The sequence below is a fragment of the Clostridium sp. OS1-26 genome (genome assembly GCF_030915445.1).
GTDB lineage: Bacteria > Bacillota > Clostridia > Clostridiales > Clostridiaceae > Clostridium_AM.
Window position 1 is genome coordinate 841,426 of sequence record NZ_CP133264.1, and the last position, 18,949, is coordinate 860,374.

Sequence of the window (18,949 nt, forward strand, 5' to 3'; positions counted from 1 at the left end):
ATTAAAATATAACAACCTTTTATGTAGAAGCTATCATATAAATTTACTATCGTATAAATGAAGTATGTATGGATTAAAAGACTGAAAGTTAACTTATGCAAAGGGATATGTCTCCAAAGCTGACTGAAGCTTGGAAACATATCCGGTCGTATAAGTTAACTTTCTAATTTTCAACCCTATAAAACAACTAATTCATAATCTTGAGTACCTATACCTATTTGTTCGGCATGCTTTAAACCAGCCTCCCAGTTGGTATTTACATGTATATGAGTGAATTTATCTTCACCTTCATGATAGTGTTCATGCTCAATAACTGATCCATTTATTATCGGAGCTTTGTTTACCAAATCCACACAGGCTCTATCTAGTGCAACAGGATCAAAGGAAGCAGCTATACCTATATCTGGTACAATAGCTATATCATTTGAATTCCAGCAATCACAATTAGGTGAAACATTCATTATAAAGCTAATATGGAAGTTAGGCTTATCTTTAATAACCGCATAAGTGTATTCTGCAATTTTTTCATTTGCAGTATCAGCTGATTCATTCCATATAACTTGTGCAGCGTTAAATTGACATATAGCAACACATTGACCACACCCTATACACTTACTGTAATCTATATCTGCCTTTTTGTCTTTGTCAATTACTATAGCAGATTGTGAGCAGCTTTTTATACATTGTCCACATGCAACACAATTCTCCTTTTTTATCTTTGGTTGAGACGCGGAATGCATTTCTAATTTCCCACCTCTTGAACCTGATCCCATTCCTAAGTTTTTTATAGCACCACCAAACCCAGTCATTTCATGGCCCTTAAAATGATTCATGGATATAATTATATCTGAATCTGCAATAGCAGTACCTATTTTAGCTGTTTTGCAATGCTTACAATTGATTTCTATCTCTCTATAATCTGTCCCCTTTAAGCCATCTGCAATTATAACATTACATCCAACTGACAATGGATTAAAACCATTCTCAAAAGCAGCCTCTAAGTGGTCTATAGCATTTGATCTTCTTCCTGTATATAATGTATTGGCATCAGTAAGAAATGGTATTCCCTCTAATTTCTTAATTACTTTTACTAATTTTGCGGCATAATTAGGCCTAATATAGGCTAAATTTCCTGGTTCTCCAAAGTGAATCTTTACAGCTACAAATTTATTTTTAAAATCAATATTTTCAATGCCAGCCTTTTTTATTAATTTCTCGAGTTTATCTAATAAATTTAAGCCTGGTTTTGTTTTTAAGTCTGTAAAATATACTTTAGACTTTTCCATTTAAATTTCCCCCTTTAAAACTATACAAAATAAATGTATTGATAAGATATAGTATATCAACTTTCAATATGCTTTTAAAGTAAGATACTTTATTGAAATATAGTAACTTTTATGATACTAAGATAAACTTTTTATTATTAGTACTTTACAAAAGTAACATTTTTTAACTTCGTAGAATAGTATGAAATTATCAATGTTCGGAGGTATATAGATGTTACAAAAAAAATGGCTTTGTTGCCCTTATACCATGTGCCAATTCTGCAGCAGCTTTTATCAGTGCCATCCAAATATGCATACGAAAGGCAACGAAGAAAACTCTATTGACAAAAATGAGAGTAGAGAAGAAACCTCAGGAAATGATGTAGATGCAAATAACGACACTAACATAGAAGACTGAAGTGAGGATTTTAGTGACAGCAGGTCAAATTTAGATATAGATGTATACTTAGATGCATTTAGAGCGCCTCAAGATGAAATAAATCAAATATTAAGGTTGCTAGCTAGAGATGAGCCTAATATTTATAATACGATGACGGAGCATGGAATTAATAGACGTACTTCTGATTACTTATTTAGATTAATCATTGGATACGTACTTGATAATGCAGAAAAATATTCAGGAAACGAAAATCAAAAGATAAATGCCATCTCCAAGGATTTCGAGAAAAGATATTCCTATGTTTTATCGTCTTTAGTAAATATGGGTATACCTCGTAATAAACTTAATGAGCTTATAAAGAAAGTTATTAGATTTACACTAAATAATGCACAAATCTCTGCTGAAAAAGGATGGAGTAAGTGGGAGGACTTAGGTGGCAGTTTAACTTCTGCTCCTAGCGCATCTTCTTGGGGAGCAAATAGATTAGATGTTTTCGTTAAAGGGACTGACAATGCTATGTATAATAAATGGTGGGATGGTTCTAGGTGGAGTGATTGGGAAGATCTCGGTGGTAATATAGCATCTGAACCTGCAGCATCATCAGCTCGCCCTAATCATATTGATGTTTTTGCTAGAGGTAGGAATGGAGAATTACTCTATAAATCTTGGAACGGAAATCGATGGAGTTCATAGCAAAACCTTGATGGAAACTTGACCTCTGCACCTGCATCAGCGTCCTGGGGACCTAACCGTATTGATGTTTTTGCAAAAGGGAAAAATGATCATCTATGGCACATTTGGAAGGATTAATATAAAAATTATGCGATATAAATTCGCTGTGTAGGGTTAAATGCCGAAAATTGACTTACACAAAGGGCTATGTTTCCAAAGCTGAAGGTAGATTTAAAAATTTTGTGTCAGTCTTAGTGAAGGGTTTTAAGACAAGCTTTAGACTGACTAAAAGTTTTTAACGGACTGAAGCTTGAAAACATAGCTCGGAGTGTAAGTCAATTTTCCGTCTTGTACCCTTAGGATCTTATGTCGCATAATTTTTACTATATGAATTACGTTTAAAATTATATGCTTATGGGAAATATCTAAATGATTGTTATCTTGTTGTAATATTATATTGGTGATATTATATATAGTATAAACAAATAAAGCATGGTTGTAAGCAATTTTGCTATATTAATAAAATTTTAGATAGTGGGTGATTTTTTCATGCGTAATTTAATGTTGACAGAAGCGGGAAAGAAAAAACTAGAAGAAGAGTTAGAATACTTAAAAACTGTAAAAAGAGTAGAAATAAAGGCTGCGTTAAAAGCTGCTCGTGCACAGGGTGACCTTAGTGAAAACGCAGATTATAGTGCTGCTAAAGAAGATCAATCAATGACTGAAACAAGAATAATGGAATTAGAAGAAATACTTAAAAATGCACAAATCATTGAAAGTTCTGATGAAGAAGATGTATTTGGTATTAACAAAACAGCTTTAGTAAAATTTTATGATATTGATGAAACTGAAGAGGTTACATTAGTTAGTACCGTTGAGGCAGATGCTAAAAATATGAAAATAAGCATTGAGTCACCACTTGGCGAAGTATTATATAAATTAAAAGTTGGCCAAAAGAAAACTGTAACATCACCAGATGGCGAGTATGACGTAGAAGTTATAAAGATACTATAAGAAATACATAAGATTCACTCCTAATAGAAAAATTCATAGGAGTGAATCTATTCATTTAAAAAATCTTTGGCTTGTCATTTTCTTTCGGATATCTAATCAAGTGTTTTACTAAACTTCTTCATAGTTAGGCCAACAATTATAAGAATTAAAATTAATAAAGAAACAATCGGACTTATCAAATAAGTTATTCCAACTCCCTTCACTATTATTCCTCTTAAGACCTGTAAAAAGTAAGTCATAGGTAAAACATTACTTATATAATAGATAATCTTAGGCATAGACTCTCTTGGAAACATAAATCCAGAAAGTAATACACTAGGTAATAGAAGAGCAATTGATGCCTGCATAGCTTGCAGTTGAGTTTTAGCTACTGTGGAAATTAGCATACCCATAGCTAGAGAACATATTAAAAATAATGTCCCAAGTAAAATTAGCAATGCCACACTTCCCTTTATTGTTACCCCGAATATTATATTTCCTAAAAGCAAGGCCACAATCATATCAAAAAAACCTATTATAGTGTATGGTATAAGCTTACCAACTATTAGCTCAAAAGATGTAACTGGAGTCATAATAAGCTGTTCTATCGTACCCTTTTCTCTTTCTCTAACCATAGCAAAAGATGTTAATATTACTGTTATATTTTGAAGAATCAGCCCTATAACCCCTGGTACATTAAACTTACTGCTCTCAAGAGTGGGATTATATAGCACAAATGGCTTCAAACTTATACCTGTGTTTTCTTGTTTTCCTAGTGCTGACCTTTGGGTCTCAATTTCCCTCATTTTTAAAGAATAATTATTCCCAATGAGCAGTGAATATGACATAGCAGTTCTCGCTATAGTAGGATCTGATCCGTCCACCAATACCTGTACTTCAGTTGGGCTATTTCTTCTCAACTCCTTAGTATAATCAGGTGGTATAACAAGTCCAACTTTAACCTTTCCCATCGCTATATATTCCTCAACCTCTTTTGGTGAATTTACTTCCCCGTAAAGTCTAAAGTAAGAGGAATTCGTAAACTTACTTGTTAACTCACGGCTCTCTGAAGTTCTGCTTCCATCATAAACTATCAAATCTACGTTATTTACATCGGTATTAACTGCAAATCCAAACAATAAGAGCATCATTATTGGCATCATCAATGCTATTACAAGGCTAGCTTTATCCCTTTTTATGTGAATAAATTCTTTTTTAGTTATAGTCATTAGCCTCTTCCACTGCATTATTTATCGCCTCTTTTCTGCCTCGTTAATTTTAAATCATCAAAAGATGATATAACATCCTTATTTGAAAGCTCTTTAACATAGCTTATAAATATATCTTCTAAGTTATTTATACCATGTTCCTCATACAAACTATCAGTAGTGCTAATAGTAATGAGTTTACTATTATAGATAAAACCTATGATATCACAGATTGAAGCCTCATCCATGTAGTGAGTTGTTACTAATACCGTTATCCCACCTTTAACGAGATTAGTTATTGTACTCCAGAACTCTCTTCTTGATACTGGATCCACTCCTGCTGTTGGCTCATCTAGTATTAAAAGACTAGGTTTATGAATAAGAGAGCATCCCAATGCTAATCTTTGCTTCCATCCACCGGATAATGTACCAGCTAAACTTTTCTCTTTTCCTGTTAGATTAGCCATTTCAATTAATTCTCTTTTTCGTTCTTCTAGTTTATCCTTGGGTATCATATATATGTTTCCATAAAACTCTAGGTTTTCTTCTACTGTTAAATCCTCATATAAACTAAACTTTTGAGACATATATCCTATATTTTGTTTTATTTTCTCTGATTCTTTTATAAGGTCATACCCTAAAACCTTTCCTTCTCCCGAGGTTGGTTTTAGTACGCCACAAATCATTCTTATAGTTGTAGACTTTCCCGAACCATTAGGCCCTAGAAAACCAAATATTTTGCCTTTAGGAATGTCAAATGATAAATCATCTACAGCTGTAAAGTTCCCAAACTTTTTTGTAAGGTTTTTTATAGAGATGGCATATTCCATAATAAGCCTCCATTATTTCAAATTTACATCAAGAAGCATACCAGTTTTTACATTATCAATATTATCCAAAATTTTTATTTTCACTTCATATACAAGCTTAGTTCTGTCATTTTTAGTAACTATATTCATTGGAGTAAATTCTGCTTCTGGTGATATATATATTATCTTTCCTTTTATGGTTTTATCCTTTAAAAAATCACTTGTAAGTGTTACTTCCTTTTCTAGTTTAATGTTTGTAAGTACACTTTCAGGTACATAAATTTTTACCCATAGATTTTTGTCATCTAACAATGTAGCAACTGCACTACCTGGTGCTATATATTCACCTTTCTTAAAATTAATAGTTTCTATAATACCATCAGTAGATGTCACTATATTGCTTTTATCTAGCATAACTTTACTAAGCTCATAACTGTTCTTTGCTTTTTCTACTCCATACTGTGCTGAGTCTTTATCTCTTTCTGTAGCACCATTTACTAATAACTGCAGCTTTGCATTGGATGAATCTAGCTGTGCATTATAGTTGCTGGCCTGCGCTTTAGAACTTTCCAATGAATCTTTATCATTATTAAGTACGTTTGTAGCATTATCAAGTTCATTTTTAGCAGCATCCATTTTGTATTTTGAATCCGCTCCACTTTTGTATAATGCCGCTGCATCATCATATATCTTTTTCTTATAATCAAAATTTGTTTGCGCAGCGTTTAAATTATTTTCTGCAATTTTTACTGCTGCTTCTCCTTGATTTACTAATGATTGTGCTTGTCTCACTAAAGCCTCTTGAGCTTTTATCTCTTCAGCTCTAGTACCATCTTGTGTTTTACCTAATTCATTTTCAGCGCTTTTTATTGCTATCTCAGAATCTTGAAGTTTTAATGAATTTTCATCAGAATCTATAGTTGCAACTAATTCACCGGCCTTTACCTTGCTTCCTTCTTGAAGTTTAATCTCCTTTACCTTTCCACCAATCTCTGTAGATAGGTTTATCTTATCTGCTTCCACGGTACCGTAATATACAAATTCGTCTTTTTGCTTATCCTTAATGGATTTAAAAATAAAACCACCAGAAACTGCAATTATTAGAGTAATAAGTATTAACACTTTTACATTTTTCTTTTTATCCACTATATTTCACTCCTTTATTAAAACTATATATTACTCACTCCGTTTAAAAATATATCAACAATCTTTCTTAATTCATCTTCGTGATTTTCACCTTGAAAAAAATCTGGAAAAGTATTGGAAAATATAACATAACCTAAAAGTAAACTCATGAGTGTCCTTGTAACTAACTTAGGTTCTAGGTCTCTAAAATTATTATTTTTTATATTAGATTCAATGAAAAAATTTATAAATGGAATGAGTTTAGGTGCTAAGTCTTTTCGCAAAGTTTCTAATAATTCTGGTTGGTAAGCTGCCTCCATAAATACTGTTTTAATTAATGGTAGGTTTTTATCAATTAAATAGAATCTATCAATTAATAAATTATTAATTACCTCTTCTACTGGCTTATCTTCCTCATTTTTTATAATTCTCTCTGCAGAGTCTAAAATCATAGGCCTGAAAAACTTTGTAATGAGCGGTATTAATAGACCCATAAGCAAATCTTTTTTAGTTTTATAATATCTAAATATAGTTCCTTCAGCTACATCAGCTTCCTTTGCAATTTCACTCGTTCTGCTTCCATCAAACCCCTTAGCTGAAAATACTTTTACAGCAGCCTCTAATATCTGCCATTGTCTTTTCGTCATTTCTTCTTCTGAAAAGCCTTCATTTGATAAAAGCTTTTCAATAATCTCTTTATTTTCTATGTCCATCTTTATCCTCCATTTTATATAAGTAGAATATTTTTATAGTATTGACTCACTTAAAATGAGTGAGTACTCATTTTAAATTTATTATATTTTCTGAACTTTGTCAATTGCTTTTATCGAAATAAATTCACATTTTATTAAACTGGATAACTTATGTAAAAATATTGACATAAAAGTACTTTTATGTTAATATAAGATTAACTAAAAAATATATCATTAATTTATAAAAAGACGTTCACATGAGCGCATTTAGCATATGTGTAATGAGAGCATATTAATCTGAGGAATTTAATTCTCTTGGGTTTATATGCTCTTTTTTAATGAATATAATAAACGGGAGGGGTTAGTATGAAAAAAAATTTTAAAAGTTTCTTTGTAATTTTTATTGGAGCATTATTAGTGGCCGTAGGCACTTACTTTTTTCTAGCTCCAAACCATATTGCTGCTGGTGGAATAAGCGGTGCTGCTATAATAATAAATAGTATTTTCCCAAGCCTACCTATTGGAGCATTGATGATGGCTATGGAAGTAATATTATTTATAACTGGTATTTTAATAATTGGACCTGTTTTTGGAGGGAAAACTATATTCTGTAGTTTTTCTGTTTCAGGAATAATTCTACTACTGGAAAAGCTTTTCCCTAATGTTCGCCCTTTAAGTAATGATATGTTAGTTCAACTTATATTCGGTGTGTTAATATGTGGTGTAGGAATGGCAATCGTATTTGATCAAGATGCATCTACTGGTGGTACAGACATTATTGCAAAAATAATAAACAAGTATTTTAAAATTAGCATTGGTAAATGTGTGTTAATCGCCGATATTGTTATTACAGTAGCCGCTTCTATTGTATTTGGAATAGATAAAGGTATGTATGCAATTCTTGGTGTAATACTAAATTCAACACTTATAGATACTGTAATAAAAAACCTAAATACCTATAAACAAGTAGCTATAATAAGTAATGCAGGTGAGGAAATAAAAGATTATATAGTAGATACATTAGATAGAAGTGCTACCATATACTACGCTAAAGGCGCTTATAACAATAATGAAAGAGAAGTAATTACTACTGTTGTGAATAGAAAACAATTTATGAAATTAAAGGACTATATAAAAGATATTGATGAGAGAGCTTTTATCACAGTTAATGAAGTTAATGAGGTTCTCGGAGAAGGCTTTGCAGAAATTGCATAATAAAGAATGGGTACTAGCTTCGCTAGTACCCATTCTTTATTAAGTTTATTTAAGACTATCTGCTCTAATTATTCTCCGTGCTCTGTTTATCCTAGGATTTGTTTTAAATCTTGTTCTGGAGTAGTTATTGGAGCTAAGTTAAATGTTTCAACTAATACATTAACTACATTTGGTGATAGGAATGCTGGTAATGAAGGTCCTATCTTAATGTTTTTGATTCCAAGAGATAACAATGTTAGTAGTATACATACAGCTTTTTGTTCATACCATGAAAGAATTAGTGATAATGGTAGATCATTTACTCCACAATTAAATGCTTCTGCTAATGCTAATGCTATTTTAATTGCTGAATATGCATCATTACATTGTCCTACATCTAGTAATCTAGGAAGCTCTCCTATAGTTCCAAAATCTAACTTGTTAAATCTATATTTACCGCAAGCTAAAGTTAATATTATAGAATCCTCTGGAACAGCCTTAGCAAAATCTGTGTAGTAGTTTCTTCCTGATTTTGCACCATCACATCCACCTATTAAGAAGAAATGCTTAATTGCTCCTGCTTTAACTGCTTCTACTATTTTTCCTGCATTGCTTAATGTTGCATTATGCCCAAATCCAACTAGTATTGATTTTTCTTCTTCATCTTCAGTCCATCCGCCAAGTTCTAAAGCTTTTTCAATAACTGGTTTAAAATCTTTTACTCCATCTTTATCATCAATATGTGCAACACCTGGCCAAGCTACTACGCTGGAAGTAAATATTCTATCTTTGTAGTTCTCTCTTGGCTTTTGTATACAGTTAGTTGTCATTAGAACTGCTCCTGGAAGGTTATCAAATTCTTTTTGTTGGTCTTGCCAAGCTCCACCAAAGTTTCCTACAAGATGGCTATATTTATTTAACTCTGGATATGCATGACATGGGAGCATCTCACCATGAGTATAAATATTAATTCCTTTTCCTTCTGTTTGCTCTAATAATTGTTTTAAGTCTTTTAGATCATGTCCTGATACTACTATAAATGGACCTTTCTTTTTAGTTACTAGTACGCTTTTTGGAGCTGGATTTCCGTATTCACTAGTATTAGCTGAATCAAGAAGCTCCATAACTTTAAAGTTTACTTGTCCAAGTTCCATATCTAAGCTAAGCCAATCTGATACAGTTAAGTTTTTATCTAAAGTAGCTGCTAATAACTTATAGAAGAAGTTATTTACTACTTCGTCTTCTCTTCCTAATACATAAGCATGATGAGCATAAGCTGCCATTCCTTTTATTCCATATATGCCTAATTCTCTTAATGAGCGTACATCTTCATTTATTGTTGAATCTGACATAATACCTAGACCTTTAGCGTCTGATATCATCTCTTCTATAGTATTTGGCGCTTTATAATCTATCTCATCAGGAATTTCTACAGTAATTTCTCCTGCTACTCCCTTAAGTTGAGCTTTAACACTTTCAGATTCCTTTATTAAATCAACTAATCTATTAGAATCAAAATTTACATTTGTTAAAGTTGAGAATAATGCATCCATAGTGAATTTATTAATTTTACTATCTATTTTTATTCCTTTTTTAACTGCTTCATTTCCATAGAAACCTATTCCTTTTAATTCATGAATTAAAAGGTCTTGTAATGCAGCTACAGCCGCATCTTTACCACAAACTCCAGCCTTTGTACAACCTTTACCTCCTGCAGTTTGCTCACATTGATAACAGAACATATCGTAATCATTTGTCTTTAAGCTATATCCAAGTCCGTTGTTTAAATCTTCTACTAATTTATCTAAGTTTATGCCATGAACTGCCGCTGCTTGCTCTAGTGATTCCATTTGTGAAGATGGACATCCTACGCATCCCATACCATGATTCATTAATATTTGTGCTGCCTTGCTGTCTAGTTTTAAAATTTCTCCGATTAGCATATTACTAGTTATTTTCATTATTATTTCCCCCTATCAATATAAATTTTTACTTGCTATGTAAAATCCTGCGGGTTTTCTATTGGTGATTATACTTTACCAAAAATAATGTTATAAATCAGTAACCTATGTTACGGAAAAAAGAAATGTTTAATAATATAATAAACACATAAAATAATATCTAGTAAAATAAATACTAATCTAACTTATTTAAAATACATCGTCACTATATTTAAATTTCAGTGATAATTTATTTTATATAGTTGTTTAGAAGGGAGATATAAAAATGAGTAAATTTTTAGCACCTATTCATACATGGTTATTCAATAAAATAAAATTATATGAGGGTTTAGAATCAGATTTAGTCAATGCTTATACAGAAAAATATGGGGAGAGTGTAAAAAGCTTATATAAAGATATAGAAGAGAAGCATGGATATCCTTTAGAGAATAAACCTATAGAGGAATTGATAGATGTTTCTAATATACATGGTTGGTTACAACATAAAATATCACTTGCAGAGACAAGACAGGCTGCTTTTATAACAGAAATATTTAATAAGTATAATAAAGAAGAGGCACTAAACATAGCTCTAGATTTATATGCTAAGCAAGCCCGTATTTGTGCTGAAGAAGCAAAAGAAAAATATCAAATTAGTAATCCAGAAGAAATGTTTAATGCATTAAATAGCTATATCATTGAGGGTATGCCTTGTGATAGAGTAAATGACATTACTGTAAGCACTGAAGATAAGTTGCAGTGGGAAACTGCATTATGTCTGCACAAAAATTATTGGAGTTCCGTTGGAGGAGACATAAACATTTTTTACACATTAAGAGAGGCATGGATTAAAGCTTTCATTGAAACACTTGACAGCAGCTTTACTTATAAAGTAGCTCATAATGCTAATGGAACTCCTGTATCTGTAAATGAAATAATAAAAAAATAATAAAAAAGAGTAAAGGATTCAACATCTTTTACTCTTTCTTTGTAATATAAGCTTCTATTTAACCCACTTTTCTTCTAACTGCTCTAACATTTTTATGTAGTTATTTTGAGTATTTTTTTCATAAGCATTATCTTCTAACTCAATACAGCTGTCTTCAATTTCTTTAAGGGAATTTTCATTTAAGGATCTCTTTGCAAAATTGTATATAGCATTATCTTCTTTATCTATATGTCTATTCAATAAGTCACAATAGCCTATAGAATTAGCTATAATATCCACTCTTGCTTCCATATCTCCTTCTTTAAACTTTTTAAGTGCTTCTTCTAAATTACTTATGAATAATCTTCCTAAATCATGTTCTATAAGCATACCAGATAAAGGCGCTCTCACCTTTTCACCTAACTCATCTTCCATTTTCTTAAATAGTATATTTTCTTCTTTACTATGATGATGTTTGTCAGCATAGTTTCGTATAAAATCAATCATTTTTATAAAATCATCATAAGATACTTCTCCTGTTTCAAGTATAGATATGCATATTTTTCTTATGACTTTAAGTCCTCTTTTTATGAGCTTATGCTCTTCTTTCATTAGTTCAATAAAATCCATCTATAATCACCTCTATTTTATATTTTTGTTCTTTAATTAAGTAAAAGTTTAACATATTTATCATTACTAATACAGAACTTTTGAACTCTGTAGTAAAAAGATGTATGGAAATTTTATAACTTTCATACATCTTTTATATATTAAATAAAAGTAGATGACACTTAATTACTAGGATATCCTGCATACCCTATTCCTAAGCAATCTGACAAATCTTTGTCTACAGCAACTAAGTCTGCCATTGAAAGCTGGCTAAATTCAGTTTTACCCATTGCAACAAGGGCTAGTTTCATCTCTTCGTTGCAAGAATTCAAAAAATTAGACAGTGTTTTTGCTCCTAACTCTACATCTAATTCATCTGTTAGCTTTCCATCATAAAGCACAAGCTGTGGTGTGGGTTCATTAGGAGTCGCTTTCACTGCTTGAGCTTGAATCATTGCAATTAGTGCTATAGAACCTATGTAAACAGCACTAGCTCCAAGTGCTAAGGCCTTAAGGAAATGTCCTGGAGTGCTTAAGCCTCCTGCTAAAATAATATCATATTTATCCTTTACTCCATTTTGCTCCAAATATTTTGCTGCCCTAGATACAGCATACAATGTAGGAAGCCCCATATTATCTTGAAGAGTTGGAGGTGAACCGGCTGTTCCTCCTTCAGCACCATCAATAGTTATAAAATCTGCATTGGTTTGCATTACTATATCTAATTCTTTTTCAATAAAATGAGATGCCGCTATTTTAATTCCAACTGGTACTTCATAGTCTTTTTTTAGCTTATTTACTAAATCTATTATTTCTTTTGGTGTATTCGCTTCTTCAAATCTTGAACCTCTATTAGCTGGTTGATTTTCTCCAAGGTGCCATGATTCTCTCATGTGATCTCCTATATTTTCTGGTTTAATACTTCCAATCATTGCTCCTCCCCAGGCTCCTTGACCAAGTTGAACTTCTATAGCATCCAGCTGAGATAACTGTTCTACTGTGCACAATGACCTATATCTATTGTACTGACCTATTAGTAGTGTAGCAGATTTTCTTTCTTCATTAGTAACTGGTGCTTCACCAGTATTAGTAGCTATTCCCGCTAAGCTAGCTCCTTTGCCAATGCAACTTTAGCATTTAAGCTCAATGAGGCTCCATAGGACATACCTGTAATCATAATAGGCATAGATAATTTTAATGGTTTTAAAGCATTCTTACCTATAACTACCTGTGTATCTACAGCAAATTCATCCTTTGTAGGAAGTGAAAAAAGCTGTGTTGGATTTAAGAATACTTTATTCCATGGAGACTGAACATTTGGGCTACCAAGTGATCTGCTTAACACTTGCCCAGATTCTCCTCTCATACAAGCCTCGATTATAGCGCGTACTGTTAACTTTTGCGCTGCTGTTATAAGTACAAAAAGATTTTCTGTATATTCGTCCTTTAGTATTCTTTCTATTATGTTGTCAACAGTATCATTAGCTATTCCCCTAATTAAGCCTTGAAACATAAAAATACACTTCCTTTCAGTTTTACCATTAATAATTATTGTGTATAAATACATAAAGTAATATGTAATCCTTTCTTTGGTTTATTATGGAATAAAATTCACGTTATATGGTAATACTGTCATTAACAGTTAATATATAGGAGGCTATAAAATGAGAATTCCAAATCATATTGGCGTTATACCTGATGGAAACAGACGCTGGGCTGTTATGAAAGGATTAGGTAAAGAACAAGGATACGGCCCAGGGCTTGATCCCGGATTACAATTATTTAAGATTTGCAAAGAGCTTGGAGTAAAAGAATTAACTTATTATGGTTTTACTACGGACAATACCAAAAGACCAGCAGTACAAACTAAAGCCTTTACTGCAGCATGTATAGATGCAGTAAAAATGTTATCTAAGGAAGATGCCTCTCTTTTAGTTGTTGGTAATAGTTCATCGCCTATGTTTCCTAAAGAGCTTCTTCCCTTTACCGAAAGAAAGCAGTTCGGAAAAGGAGAAATGAAAGTTAACTTTTTAGTTAACTACGGCTGGGAATGGGATTTGGGAAATGCCAATGATTTAACTACAAATAATAGAAATACTATAATAAGTTATTTAAAATCCTCTGATATTACTAGGGTAGACTTAATTATAAGGTGGGGAGGAAGAAGAAGACTTAGTGGCTTTTTACCAGTTCAATCAGTTTATTCAGATTTTTACATCATAGATGATTACTGGCCTGATTTTAAGGCTTCTCAATTTTACGAAGCTCTTGAATGGTATGATAAGCAAGACGTTACTCTTGGAGGCTAAAAAGGGAAAGCTATTTTAAAGCTTTCCCTTTACTATATTAACTCAAACCCAATTCCTTACGCTTCTTCTCTATATGGTCAACATATATTTGAATAGTTTTTTCATAGATAGTTATTTATATTCATAAGAACTACTTTAAATTAGTACAGTAATCCATGGCTTTCTAATTCAAATTTAACATCAATATTTATTTCAGCTGTTCTATAAGCTTCCTTCCAATCAACCTTTTTCCAATAGTCACTATGTTTAGCCCTTACTATATCTCCAATTCCTAGTGGATCACTACCTACTGCCTGAGTGTATTTTATTATATTTAAACACTCATTTTTCAACTCCCCAGCCATTTGACTTTCGAGTTCTCTATACTTTTTTTCTTTATCTAAATCGTCCCATCTGTACTCATCTATAAATCCTTTAAATTTTAATTGTATATTTACGATTGGTTTACCTCTATCTATAGTAACATTTATTTTCCTTTTTATTTTTTTAATGGAAACGGCTATGCCATCTCTTACACCACTATGAGCCTCTTCTATATTAGGAACTCTAAATATGTATTCCGCTGTATTTTTTAGTTTATTCATCATTGCAAGCATTAAAGTAGTTTGCTTAACATCAATGTTCCCTACCATTTTATCTCTTGAAAACAGTGCTGAACCTGCAAGCTTAACTGTTGTAGATTCTAATTTTATCATGGGAACTATACTGTCTAATCCTTCCGCATAATATTCTGTGTCAAAATTATAAATTCTAGTTTCTGCTGCTTTTGAATCTTTTACGGCAGCTTCAAGTAATTGATTTAGGTACATTCCTATCCTAGGCTTATCTGGGAACTCAAGTGATTTTTTACATAATTCATAAGGACTTCCGTCTACAATAACTAAAAATGCTAGTGTAGGACTTAGAGGATCACTAGAAAATATTGATACCAAGTTATGTATTTCACCTTTTTCTGCTAACTCCTTTGAAATAAGGACTTGCTGAATCTTACCAGCTTCTAATGGTCTAGATGTTTTTGTTCTTGAAATCTCTCTCGCTTGCCTTAATAAGTCCGCCTCTTGACTAGTTAGTTCTACCTGATTTTTTTTCCCAAGTCCAATAGCTGGGTTTGTGTAAGTAACCAATAGCTTTTTATGCTTTTCCTTTGAGGACTCTATTCCAACCACTAATATAAATCCAACTTTTTCGTAAATTTTTTGATCCCAACAACCTATAAGTGTACTTGAAAAAATTACCATCATTAAGATTACAAGTATTTTCTTTATCTTTATTCTAACTATTTTTTGCATTAGAATTTACACCTCTTTTATTAACAAAGGAAAATGCATAACTTACTAAAAGAAAACCTATAACTGCAATACCATAAATACTAACTATTTTTTCAAAATTTGAAATTTGTATTTGATCTTTTGGGATTCTACTTATTAAAACTATTATAATTGTGCATAAAGTAATAAGAACTTTTTTGTTTTTTATATTTAAAAGTTTATAGGAACTATAATATGCACAAAAATAATAGGCACGCACTGCACCACCCATAACGGGTATCCAAAGAGATATAAAAAATAAGTCTACTCTTTCAAATAACATAGATTTATATGTTCTAGCTAAGCTAAAAAGAGGAAATATCATAAACTTTAGTCTATTTTCTCCAAATGCTCCTGTAGAAACTATAACAACTGAAGTATAAAAAAATCCAGCTAAAAAAATTGCTATTACTGTAGACTTTGTAATCTTATTTTTATTCATAATATTAGGATAAACAAAAGGCAGTAATTCATAACCTAGAAATGAAAAAGTTACAGTACCTGTACCTTCTATAATAGTCCTAAGCCCTGCTTCTCCTACAGGTTGAAGAAATGTTAATCTTATATTTTTACTTACCATCATTAGTAAAATCATCATGGTTGTTACTGAAAAGTAAAACACACTGCCATATCTACATACAGCTTTTAGTCCATACCAAACTAAATATATGCTAGGAATCATAGCAAAAAACTCAATATAATAGCTGGAGTATTTCTTAGTATACCAATCTTTAGAAGTTCAATGAATTGTCTTAGTACATAAGCTGGTAGCAAATATGTGTATAGTACTAATACATAATTATTAAAGGTTCCTATATATTTACCATATAACAATCTATTAATCTCTAAAACTGACTTATTAGAATATTTTTTTAAGAGAAATGTTATTAAAATTCCTGCTATTATTGATATAAAATTTGCTGTTATTACACAAATCCATCCATCATGGCCAACAGCTTTTGCAAGAGATGCTGGTAGTGAAAGTATACCAACTCCCACTTGAGCAGTTAATATAAATGTCATTGCCTGCGTTGAGGTTATGTTATTTCTATCCTTCTCCATCATCTTTTCCTCTTTTCTTATCTACAGGTTTTGGCATTTCAGGTCTCCTTCTAAGCAAGTCAAGTGGAAATCTTACAATAGTATCTTTGAGGTCCTTAACCCTTAAAGGTATAATGGGTTGCAAATATGGCTGTCCTAAGGATTCTAATACAACAAGATGCGCAACTAGCAGTGCTACACCCATGAGAACACCTACAATTCCAAATATAGCAGATAATATCATTATTGCAAATCTTATAAATCTTATAGCTAAGCCCATATCATAAGTTGGTTGTACAAATGAAGCAATAGCAGTCACTGCTACTATAATTATAAGTAAATCACTTACAATACCTGCTTGAACTGCTGCCTGCCCTATAACAATACCTCCTACGATGCCTACCGAAGTGCCTATATAAGTAGGAAGCCTTACAGCTGCTTCTCGAATAAACTCTATAGTTATTTCCATAACTAATGCTTCAAGTATAGGTGGCAAAAATACTCTTGATCTGGATTCCGCTAATGATACCAATAAGTTTAATGGAACCATGTAATAATGAAAAGAGATAATTGCTATATATAATGCTGGAAGAAAAACTGCGATGATTAAAGCTAGAAACCTTAACCCTCCCAAAAAACTCCCAAATATCCAATGGGTACTATAATCATCAAAAGCTGTCAAAAATGCAAAAAAGTTTACTGGTACAATAAGAACTACAGGAGTCATATCTATTAAAACTACTAATCTTCCTTCCAAAAGTGCTGCAACAGCTCTATCAGGCCTTTCTGTGGCTTGGTATTGTGGAAAAGGTGATTTCTTGAAATCAGTTATAAATTGTTGTATGTAACCAATCGCAAGTATTCCGTCATAGTTTATAGTAATTAGTTTATTATATAAAGTATCTATCATCTGAGGATTTGCTATTCCTTCAATGTAGGCAATTGCAGTAGTTTGATTAGTTGTAGTACCTAATTTTAACGTTTTAAATTTAAGATTACTATTTCTAATTCTTTTTCTTAATATAGACATATTTACATTTAAATCTTCTATAAATCCTTCATGAGGCCCTTTTACATTTTTCTCAGTTTGCGGTTCACTTATCTCTCTTTTTTCAGATTTCTTACTTTCACAGCATATAGCATAATTGATGCCATCCACAATAAAAATTGTTATGCCTGACATTATATTTTGCAAAAGCTCATTAAAGTCATAAGTAAGAAAGATTCTGCTAATAGGAACATTTTGTATCTTTTTTAAATCTAATAAATCTTCATATTTCATAGAGATTATAGGACTTATAAAGTCTCTTTGTACTAAGTTGTCATTAATAAGGCCTTCTATATATATGAAACAACCTTCTTTATTATCCAAATATACATTTTTCCATATGATATCTGGGCAATCGGTAAATTTCGCCCTTAATTGATTTATATTATCTAAAAGGCAGTTAGATAATTTTATATTTGCATTGTTGTTATTAGAACCATTATTATTCACATTTGTATTGTTTATCATGTTTACAAACACCACCATTTATGATGTCTTAATAATTGTTATAATATATTTACTGCTTATTTCTTTCATCTATTTGTTGCTTTACTTTTTTAACAATATTTGCAATATCCTTATATGCCTTAATAGTTCCATAGGTTACTATAGGTCTTCCAAAAGACACAAGATTCATTGCTCTTGAACTAAAACCTCCAATTTTCATCCAAAGGTTAACAGATGGTTGTGTATCTACTATAAGCAGATCATCTGTACTCCCATGCAAAATAGTATACATACTTGATATGGAGGGTATAACCAAATTAGGCTTATATCTACGTCCTACAGTATATACTTTATTTCCAAACTCATCTTCCCCAATATATAGTAGAGTTCCCATTTGACTTCGAGTCGTCTTGTCAAAAGTTGGTAGACTCAATAACTCTTCTTTTGTAGGAATCTTATCCATAGAGAGGTTTCCTATATGAATATTTGCAGCTGTAGCTGTAGAGTGTGCTCCTCCTGCATCATGATAAACGACTATCATAATTAATCCTCCTATTCTCATATAAGTTTTAATTTAATTACCCTGAAATAACTCTAATAATTTCAATTTTAATAATCAATAATATAATCCTTTATTATATTAAAGTACCTTAAATTCCATATTTTTATTCATGACTAATACTTAATGTAAAATTGATTATATTAACATTTTCACATGATATTGTAAAACATGAAAAAACTTTCACTAATAGCTTTTACTTCTTTGAAGATAATAATATAGAGGAGGGATAGTATGGCAAAAAATAGAATTAAGGAACGCTTTATGGGAGTTCCAATAGAAAATCATGATACTGCAGCATGGGCTAATATAGAAGACACAAAACCAGTTTCAAATGTTAGCTTACCTAGTGAAACAGAAGTAAGAAATTCAAAAGAATGGGTAGATACAAACGAAAAATAAT

Annotated in this window: 19 protein-coding genes and 1 pseudogene; 7 read left to right on the forward strand and 13 right to left on the reverse strand. The window is 31.6% G+C overall.

Annotated elements, in window-relative coordinates; genetic code table 11:
• Positions 1-176: 176 nt before the first annotated feature.
• Complete coding sequence (locus RCG18_RS04225) at positions 177-1,286, reverse strand: DUF362 domain-containing protein (protein ID WP_308040188.1); 1,110 nt, start codon at positions 1,284-1,286, stop codon at positions 177-179.
• A 211-nt stretch (positions 1,287-1,497) separates the two neighbouring features.
• On the opposite strand from RCG18_RS04225, the gene RCG18_RS04230 reads away from it, so the two are divergent.
• The 3 genes from RCG18_RS04230 (at position 1,498) to greA (ending at position 3,351) form a co-directional block, all read left to right on the forward strand.
• A complete protein-coding gene (locus tag RCG18_RS04230; protein WP_308040189.1) occupies positions 1,498-1,683 on the forward strand; it encodes a hypothetical protein in 186 nt (61 codons plus the stop codon).
• A gap of 132 nt (positions 1,684-1,815) precedes the next feature.
• Positions 1,816-2,358 carry a hypothetical protein gene (locus RCG18_RS04235; RefSeq protein ID WP_308040190.1) on the forward strand — a complete coding sequence of 181 codons (543 nt, stop codon included), beginning with the start codon at positions 1,816-1,818 and terminating at the stop codon, positions 2,356-2,358.
• A 528-nt stretch (positions 2,359-2,886) separates the two neighbouring features.
• On the forward strand, positions 2,887-3,351 hold the full coding sequence (greA, locus tag RCG18_RS04240) for a transcription elongation factor GreA (protein ID WP_308040191.1): 465 nt from the start codon (positions 2,887-2,889) through the stop codon (positions 3,349-3,351).
• Between the two features lie 92 nt (positions 3,352-3,443).
• Here the strand turns inward: greA and RCG18_RS04245 are convergent, their stop codons facing one another.
• Genes RCG18_RS04245 through RCG18_RS04260 form a run of 4 tightly spaced genes read right to left on the reverse strand, consistent with a single transcriptional unit; the run spans position 3,444 to position 7,185 of the window.
• The gene (locus RCG18_RS04245; protein ID WP_308040193.1) at positions 3,444-4,559 is read right to left on the reverse strand and encodes an ABC transporter permease; all 1,116 of its coding nucleotides are present in this window, start codon (positions 4,557-4,559) and stop codon (positions 3,444-3,446) included.
• 17 nt (positions 4,560-4,576) lie between these two features.
• Complete coding sequence (locus tag RCG18_RS04250) at positions 4,577-5,368, reverse strand: ABC transporter ATP-binding protein (protein WP_308040194.1); 792 nt, start codon at positions 5,366-5,368, stop codon at positions 4,577-4,579.
• 12 nt (positions 5,369-5,380) lie between these two features.
• A complete protein-coding gene (locus RCG18_RS04255) occupies positions 5,381-6,493 on the reverse strand; it encodes an efflux RND transporter periplasmic adaptor subunit (protein ID WP_308040195.1) in 1,113 nt (370 codons plus the stop codon).
• Between the two features lie 23 nt (positions 6,494-6,516).
• On the reverse strand, positions 6,517-7,185 hold the full coding sequence (locus tag RCG18_RS04260; protein WP_308040196.1) for a TetR/AcrR family transcriptional regulator: 669 nt from the start codon (positions 7,183-7,185) through the stop codon (positions 6,517-6,519).
• A gap of 345 nt (positions 7,186-7,530) precedes the next feature.
• On the opposite strand from RCG18_RS04260, the gene RCG18_RS04265 reads away from it, so the two are divergent.
• Positions 7,531-8,379 carry a YitT family protein gene (locus tag RCG18_RS04265; protein WP_308040197.1) on the forward strand — a complete coding sequence of 283 codons (849 nt, stop codon included), beginning with the start codon at positions 7,531-7,533 and terminating at the stop codon, positions 8,377-8,379.
• Positions 8,380-8,465: 86 nt separating this feature from the next.
• Here RCG18_RS04265 and hcp read toward each other — a convergent pair whose 3' ends face one another.
• On the reverse strand, positions 8,466-10,319 hold the full coding sequence (gene hcp / locus RCG18_RS04270) for a hydroxylamine reductase (protein ID WP_308040198.1): 1,854 nt from the start codon (positions 10,317-10,319) through the stop codon (positions 8,466-8,468).
• 265 nt (positions 10,320-10,584) lie between these two features.
• Between hcp and RCG18_RS04275 the strand changes: the two genes are divergently transcribed.
• A complete protein-coding gene (locus RCG18_RS04275; RefSeq protein ID WP_308040200.1) occupies positions 10,585-11,247 on the forward strand; it encodes a hypothetical protein in 663 nt (220 codons plus the stop codon).
• A gap of 54 nt (positions 11,248-11,301) precedes the next feature.
• On the opposite strand, the gene RCG18_RS04280 is transcribed toward RCG18_RS04275, so the two are convergent.
• The 3 genes from RCG18_RS04280 to RCG18_RS04290 form a co-directional block, all read right to left on the reverse strand.
• Positions 11,302-11,856, reverse strand: a complete 555-nt coding sequence (locus RCG18_RS04280) for a hemerythrin domain-containing protein (RefSeq protein WP_308040201.1) — start codon at positions 11,854-11,856, stop codon at positions 11,302-11,304.
• A gap of 161 nt (positions 11,857-12,017) precedes the next feature.
• Positions 12,018-12,959: an FMN-binding glutamate synthase family protein gene (locus tag RCG18_RS04285; protein WP_308041959.1), complete on the reverse strand. Its 942-nt coding sequence runs from the start codon at positions 12,957-12,959 to the stop codon at positions 12,018-12,020.
• Complete coding sequence (locus RCG18_RS04290; RefSeq protein WP_308040202.1) at positions 12,938-13,348, reverse strand: hypothetical protein; 411 nt, start codon at positions 13,346-13,348, stop codon at positions 12,938-12,940. Before RCG18_RS04290 ends, RCG18_RS04285 begins: the two co-directional genes overlap by 22 nt.
• Before the next feature lie 151 nt (positions 13,349-13,499).
• Between RCG18_RS04290 and RCG18_RS04295 the strand changes: the two genes are divergently transcribed.
• On the forward strand, positions 13,500-14,144 hold the full coding sequence (locus RCG18_RS04295) for an undecaprenyl diphosphate synthase family protein (RefSeq protein WP_308040204.1): 645 nt from the start codon (positions 13,500-13,502) through the stop codon (positions 14,142-14,144).
• A 140-nt stretch (positions 14,145-14,284) separates the two neighbouring features.
• Here the strand turns inward: RCG18_RS04295 and RCG18_RS04300 are convergent, their stop codons facing one another.
• The 4 genes and pseudogenes from RCG18_RS04300 to RCG18_RS04320 all read right to left on the reverse strand — a co-directional run bounded on the left by RCG18_RS04300 (position 14,285) and on the right by RCG18_RS04320 (position 18,528).
• Positions 14,285-15,433 (reverse strand): Ger(x)C family spore germination protein, encoded by a 1,149-nt coding sequence (locus RCG18_RS04300; protein ID WP_308040205.1) that lies wholly within the window; start codon positions 15,431-15,433, stop codon positions 14,285-14,287.
• Positions 15,417-16,516: pseudogene (locus tag RCG18_RS04305) on the reverse strand (GerAB/ArcD/ProY family transporter). Before RCG18_RS04305 ends, RCG18_RS04300 begins: the two are co-directional and overlap by 17 nt.
• Complete coding sequence (locus RCG18_RS04315; RefSeq protein ID WP_308040208.1) at positions 16,500-18,008, reverse strand: spore germination protein; 1,509 nt, start codon at positions 18,006-18,008, stop codon at positions 16,500-16,502. Before RCG18_RS04315 ends, RCG18_RS04305 begins: the two are co-directional and overlap by 17 nt.
• Positions 18,009-18,057: 49 nt before the next feature.
• Entirely contained in the window at positions 18,058-18,528 is a 471-nt protein-coding gene (locus tag RCG18_RS04320) for a DUF3189 family protein (RefSeq protein ID WP_308040209.1), read from the reverse strand.
• Positions 18,529-18,780: 252 nt separating this feature from the next.
• Between RCG18_RS04320 and RCG18_RS04325 the strand changes: the two genes are divergently transcribed.
• Positions 18,781-18,948: a DUF3787 domain-containing protein gene (locus RCG18_RS04325; RefSeq protein WP_308040210.1), complete on the forward strand. Its 168-nt coding sequence runs from the start codon at positions 18,781-18,783 to the stop codon at positions 18,946-18,948.
• The last annotated feature ends 1 nt before the right edge of the window (position 18,949 follow it).

Coding starts and splice junctions, on each gene's coding strand:
- RCG18_RS04225 (WP_308040188.1), bottom strand. CDS start 1,286: ATGGAAAAGTCTAAAGTATATTTTACAGACTTAAAAACAAAACCAGGC.
- RCG18_RS04235 (WP_308040190.1), top strand. CDS start 1,816: ATGACGGAGCATGGAATTAATAGACGTACTTCTGATTACTTATTTAGA.
- RCG18_RS04275 (WP_308040200.1), top strand. CDS start 10,585: ATGAGTAAATTTTTAGCACCTATTCATACATGGTTATTCAATAAAATA.
- RCG18_RS04260 (WP_308040196.1), bottom strand. CDS start 7,185: ATGGACATAGAAAATAAAGAGATTATTGAAAAGCTTTTATCAAATGAA.
- RCG18_RS04265 (WP_308040197.1), top strand. CDS start 7,531: ATGAAAAAAAATTTTAAAAGTTTCTTTGTAATTTTTATTGGAGCATTA.
- RCG18_RS04250 (WP_308040194.1), bottom strand. CDS start 5,368: ATGGAATATGCCATCTCTATAAAAAACCTTACAAAAAAGTTTGGGAAC.
- RCG18_RS04230 (WP_308040189.1), top strand. CDS start 1,498: ATGTTACAAAAAAAATGGCTTTGTTGCCCTTATACCATGTGCCAATTC.
- RCG18_RS04290 (WP_308040202.1), bottom strand. CDS start 13,348: ATGTTTCAAGGCTTAATTAGGGGAATAGCTAATGATACTGTTGACAAC.
- greA (WP_308040191.1), top strand. CDS start 2,887: ATGCGTAATTTAATGTTGACAGAAGCGGGAAAGAAAAAACTAGAAGAA.
- RCG18_RS04325 (WP_308040210.1), top strand. CDS start 18,781: ATGGCAAAAAATAGAATTAAGGAACGCTTTATGGGAGTTCCAATAGAA.
- RCG18_RS04295 (WP_308040204.1), top strand. CDS start 13,500: ATGAGAATTCCAAATCATATTGGCGTTATACCTGATGGAAACAGACGC.
- RCG18_RS04245 (WP_308040193.1), bottom strand. CDS start 4,559: ATGACTATAACTAAAAAAGAATTTATTCACATAAAAAGGGATAAAGCT.
- RCG18_RS04300 (WP_308040205.1), bottom strand. CDS start 15,433: ATGCAAAAAATAGTTAGAATAAAGATAAAGAAAATACTTGTAATCTTA.
- RCG18_RS04320 (WP_308040209.1), bottom strand. CDS start 18,528: ATGATAGTCGTTTATCATGATGCAGGAGGAGCACACTCTACAGCTACA.
- RCG18_RS04280 (WP_308040201.1), bottom strand. CDS start 11,856: ATGGATTTTATTGAACTAATGAAAGAAGAGCATAAGCTCATAAAAAGA.
- hcp (WP_308040198.1), bottom strand. CDS start 10,319: ATGAAAATAACTAGTAATATGCTAATCGGAGAAATTTTAAAACTAGAC.
- RCG18_RS04315 (WP_308040208.1), bottom strand. CDS start 18,008: ATGATAAACAATACAAATGTGAATAATAATGGTTCTAATAACAACAAT.